4 protein-coding genes are annotated in these 3749 nt (G+C 66.2%); 2 read left to right on the top strand and 2 right to left on the bottom strand.

Going from position 1 to position 3749, the window contains the following annotated elements:
• Together ispG and OZ10_RS19830 are read left to right on the top strand one after the other, a co-directional pair.
• A partial coding sequence (ispG, locus tag OZ10_RS19835; RefSeq protein WP_039566770.1) for a flavodoxin-dependent (E)-4-hydroxy-3-methylbut-2-enyl-diphosphate synthase occupies positions 1-1105 on the top strand: 1105 nt, incomplete at its 5' end.
• Positions 1086-1817, top strand: coding sequence for a phosphatase PAP2 family protein (locus OZ10_RS19830; RefSeq protein WP_039566768.1), 732 nt, complete (start codon positions 1086-1088; stop codon positions 1815-1817). The genes ispG and OZ10_RS19830, both read left to right, overlap by 20 nt.
• Here the strand turns inward: OZ10_RS19830 and OZ10_RS19825 are convergent.
• Together OZ10_RS19825 and OZ10_RS19820 are read right to left on the bottom strand one after the other, a co-directional pair.
• Positions 1814-3112, bottom strand: coding sequence for an MFS transporter (locus tag OZ10_RS19825; RefSeq protein WP_039566767.1), 1299 nt, complete (start codon positions 3110-3112; stop codon positions 1814-1816). The genes OZ10_RS19830 and OZ10_RS19825 overlap by 4 nt on opposite strands.
• A gap of 175 nt (positions 3113-3287) precedes the next feature.
• A partial coding sequence (locus tag OZ10_RS19820; protein ID WP_039566765.1) for an EamA family transporter occupies positions 3288-3749 on the bottom strand: 462 nt, incomplete at its 5' end.

Genomic DNA, 3749 nt, shown 5'->3' with positions numbered 1-3749 from the left:
CGTCAAACAGGTGTCCGAACTGTGGCGCGCCGGCTCGGAGATGGTACGGCTGACCGTCAACAACGCCGAGTCCGCTGCCGCCATCCCGCGCATCGTGGACAAGCTGCGCATGATGGGGATTGAAGTCCCGTTGATCGGCGACTTCCATTACAACGGCCACCAATTGCTTGCCGCCGAGCCGGCCTGTGCCGAGGCGCTGGCCAAATACCGCATCAACCCGGGCAATGTCGGCTTCGGCAAGAAGAAGGATCTGCAGTTCGGTCAGCTGATCGAGTTCGCCATCAAGTACGACAAGCCGGTGCGCATCGGCGCGAATTGGGGCTCGCTGGACCAGTCGCTGGCGGCGCAGCTGATGGATGAAAACTCACAGCGCGAAACACCCTGGGATGCCGGGCGGGTATTGCGCGAGGCGCTGATCCGTTCAGCCGTGGATTCGGCCGAGCGTGCGGTGGAGCTGGGCTTGCCGCGCGAGCGCATCATCCTGTCGGCCAAGGTGTCCGGTGTGCAGGAACTGATCGCGGTGTATCGCGACATGGCCAGCCGCTGCGACTTTGCGCTGCATCTGGGCCTGACCGAAGCCGGCATCGGCAGCAAGGGCATCGTCGCCTCGGCTGCGGCGCTGAGCGTGCTGCTGCAGGAGGGCATCGGCGACACGATCCGCATCTCGCTGACGCCGGAGCCCGGCCAGTCGCGCACGCAGGAAGTGGTGGTCGCGCAGGAGCTGCTGCAGACCACCGGGCAACGCGCGTTCACCCCGATGGTCACCGCATGCCCCGGCTGCGGGCGCACCACCTCCGAGTTCTTCCAGGAACTGGCCGGCGTGGTGCAGAACCATGTGCGCGCCAAGATGCCGGAGTGGAAGATTTCCAACCCCGGTGCCGAGAACATGACCCTGGCGGTGATGGGCTGCGTGGTCAACGGCCCGGGCGAATCGCGCCACGCCAATATCGGCATCTCGCTGCCGGGCACGGGCGAGGCGCCGTCCGCGCCGGTGTTCATCGATGGCGAAAAAAGCGTCACCTTGCGCGGCGAAAACATCGCTTACGAATTCATCGACCTGATCGACCAGTACGTCGAGCGCACCTATGTCCGCCGCGCCGGCTGAGTCGCCGGCCGGGTTCAAGGCGTGGTTGCGCAGCAATGCGTGGCGCATGGGGCTGTTGTTCGTCGGGGTGCTGCTGCCGCTGGGCCTGTTCGTGGACCTGGCCGATGAAGTGCACGAGCTGGAAAATTTCTATTTCGACGAGCCATTGCTGTGGAGCATGCGCAGCATCGCCACCCCGACGCTGGATGCGCTGTTCGGCGTGATATCGAAGGTGGGCTACCAGTACGGCGTGATTCCGGCAGATATCGCGATCGTGCTGGTGCTGCTGGTATTGCGGCGCTGGCGTGAGGGCACCTTTGCCGCGCTCGGCTTCGGCGGCTCGGCGCTGTTGAACATGGGTGCCAAGCAGTTCTTTCAGCGCAACCGGCCGAGCCTGTGGGAATCGATCGCCCCGGAGAGCACCTTCAGTTTTCCCAGTGGTCATGCGATGGGCTCGATGACGCTCGCGGCGGTGGTCATTGCGCTGGCCTGGCGCACCCGTTGGCGCTGGCCGGTGACGATTGCGGCCAGCGCATTCGCGCTGCTGGTCGGGGTCTCGCGCATCTACCTGGGCGTGCATTACCCCTCCGACATCCTCGGTGGCTGGTCGGCCGCGCTGGTGTGGGTGGTCGGCCTGTATCTGGTGATGTTCCGCGGCGCACGGCGGCCGCATTGGCGCAAGTCGAGCCGGGAGGTCGCGGAGCAGCCCGGCCGCTTACCGTTCGCAAATTAAGAGCGGTGGGGAAGCTCTCGTCGCCATAGCCGGGCGCCAACGATGGCTCCGATGGAGGCCAGCAAAATCACGTAATACGCCGGTCCCATCGGGTGCTGCTTGAGCAGCATCACCACCACCAGCGGAGTCAGTCCGCCAAACACGGCGTAGCCCAGGTTGTAGGCGAACGACACGCCAGACAGGCGGATCACCGGCGGAAACGCTTCGACCATGACGCGCGGGATTGCGCCCAGCACGCCAAGCGCCGCGCCCAGCAGCGCATACAGCGGGAACAGCAACTGCGGGTCGCCGGCGAAGCGATAGAACAGCCATGCGCTCACGCCCAGGAGTACGCTCCCACCCAGCAGCACGCGGCCGTTGCCCCAGCGGTCCGACAGCGCGCCGGCCACCACCGAGCCGATGGCCTGCAGCAGCACCGCCAGCAGGTTGGCCTGCAAGGCGACCGCGGCAGGATAGCCATAGGCGCTCTGCAGCAGGGTGGGGGTCATCAGCGATACCACCAGTACGGCCGCTGCCACCACCCAGGTCAGCCATAACGACAGCGCCAGGCTGCGCGGATGGTCGCGCACCACCACCTTCAGTGGCGTTTCGCGCGCCAATGCACGCATCGCCACCATTTCGGCAAACACCGGGGTCTCGTGCAGCCAGCGCCGCAGATATACCGACAACAGGCCGAAGACCCCGCCCGCCAGGAACGGCAGACGCCAGGCGTAGTCGGCGATCTCCTGCGGCGTGTAGACGCGATTGATCGCTCCGGCGCTGAGCGAGCCGAGCAGCACGCCGGCAGCCAGGCCGGCAGTCAATGTGCCGCAGGCCAGGCCCCTGCGCTGCGCAGGCACGTGTTCTGCGACGAACACCCAGGCACTGGGCACCTCGCCACCGATCGCCGCGCCTTGCAGCGAGCGCATCGTCAACAGCAACAATGGCGCGGCCAGGCCGATCTGCGCGTAGGTCGGCAGCACACCGATGGCCAGCGTGGGCAATGCCATCAGGCCGATGCTGAGCGCGAACATGCGCTTGCGGCCGAGCAGATCGCCGAAGTGCGCCATCACGATGCCGCCCAGCGGACGGATCAGGTAGCCGGCCGCGAAAATGCCGAAGGTCTGCAGCTGCCGCGTCCATTCCGGAATGCCCGGGGGGAAGAACAGTTCGCCCAGCACCTTCGCGAAAAAGATGAAGATGATGAAGTCGTAGAACTCCAGTGCGCCGCCCAGCGCGGCCAGGGTCAGCGTCCTGTAGTCGCGGCGCGTCAGGTGGTGTGCGGCGGCGGTGCCAAGAGCGTCACGCGTGTTCATGCAGCTGCGTCCTGTTGCGGGTGGTGGCGCGCCTGCCAGTCACGGCGGTCGCGGCGTGCCATCCCATGCTAGCGCGACCTGCAGCCTGGACCGGTATGCCGATTCTGTGTGGCGGTGATCGCCGGTTGGATGCTTCGGTGGTCCGGACATGCCTGCGCGTTGGCGCCGGGTGGACTCATTCGCCGGGTTTTGCGCCTTCCACCGGCGCATGCGTGGCCGCGCGACGTGCCAGTACCGCTTCGCGATGCGCGATGTAGACGTTGGCGCCGATGATGATGGCCGCCCCGATCACGGTATGCCGCTCGATCGCCTCGCCGAACAGCCACCAGCCCAGCAGCGCCACCAGCGGCAGCTGCATGAAGCTGATCGGCTGCAGCGCCGAGACTTCGCCGAGCTTGAGCGCGCGCGTCCAGAACAACTGCCCGGCGGTACCGAAGATGCCGGTGGCCACCAGCCACAGCCAGTCGATGCCCTGCGGCCAGGTCCACTGGAACAGCGCCGGGATCAGCGACATCGGCACCCAGAACACGTAGGTGTAGAACACCACCGTGTCCGAATCGTCGTTGCGCGAAAGCTGCTTGATCTGGATTGCCACGATGGCACTGATCACTGCCGCGAGCAGCGCAATCAGCAGTCC

The organism is Xanthomonas cannabis pv. cannabis (assembly GCF_000802365.1).
In the GTDB taxonomy this organism is placed as follows: Bacteria; Pseudomonadota; Gammaproteobacteria; order Xanthomonadales; family Xanthomonadaceae; genus Xanthomonas; species Xanthomonas cannabis.
Note: the sequence above shows the minus strand (reverse complement) of the source record. Positions and strands in the feature narration are given on the sequence as shown.

Bases quoted from the DNA above. Each gene is read 5' to 3' on its own strand.
- OZ10_RS19830 (WP_039566768.1), top strand. From the start codon at position 1,086: ATGTCCGCCGCGCCGGCTGAGTCGCCGGCCGGGTTCAAGGCGTGGTTG.
- OZ10_RS19825 (WP_039566767.1), bottom strand. From the start codon at position 3,112: ATGAACACGCGTGACGCTCTTGGCACCGCCGCCGCACACCACCTGACG.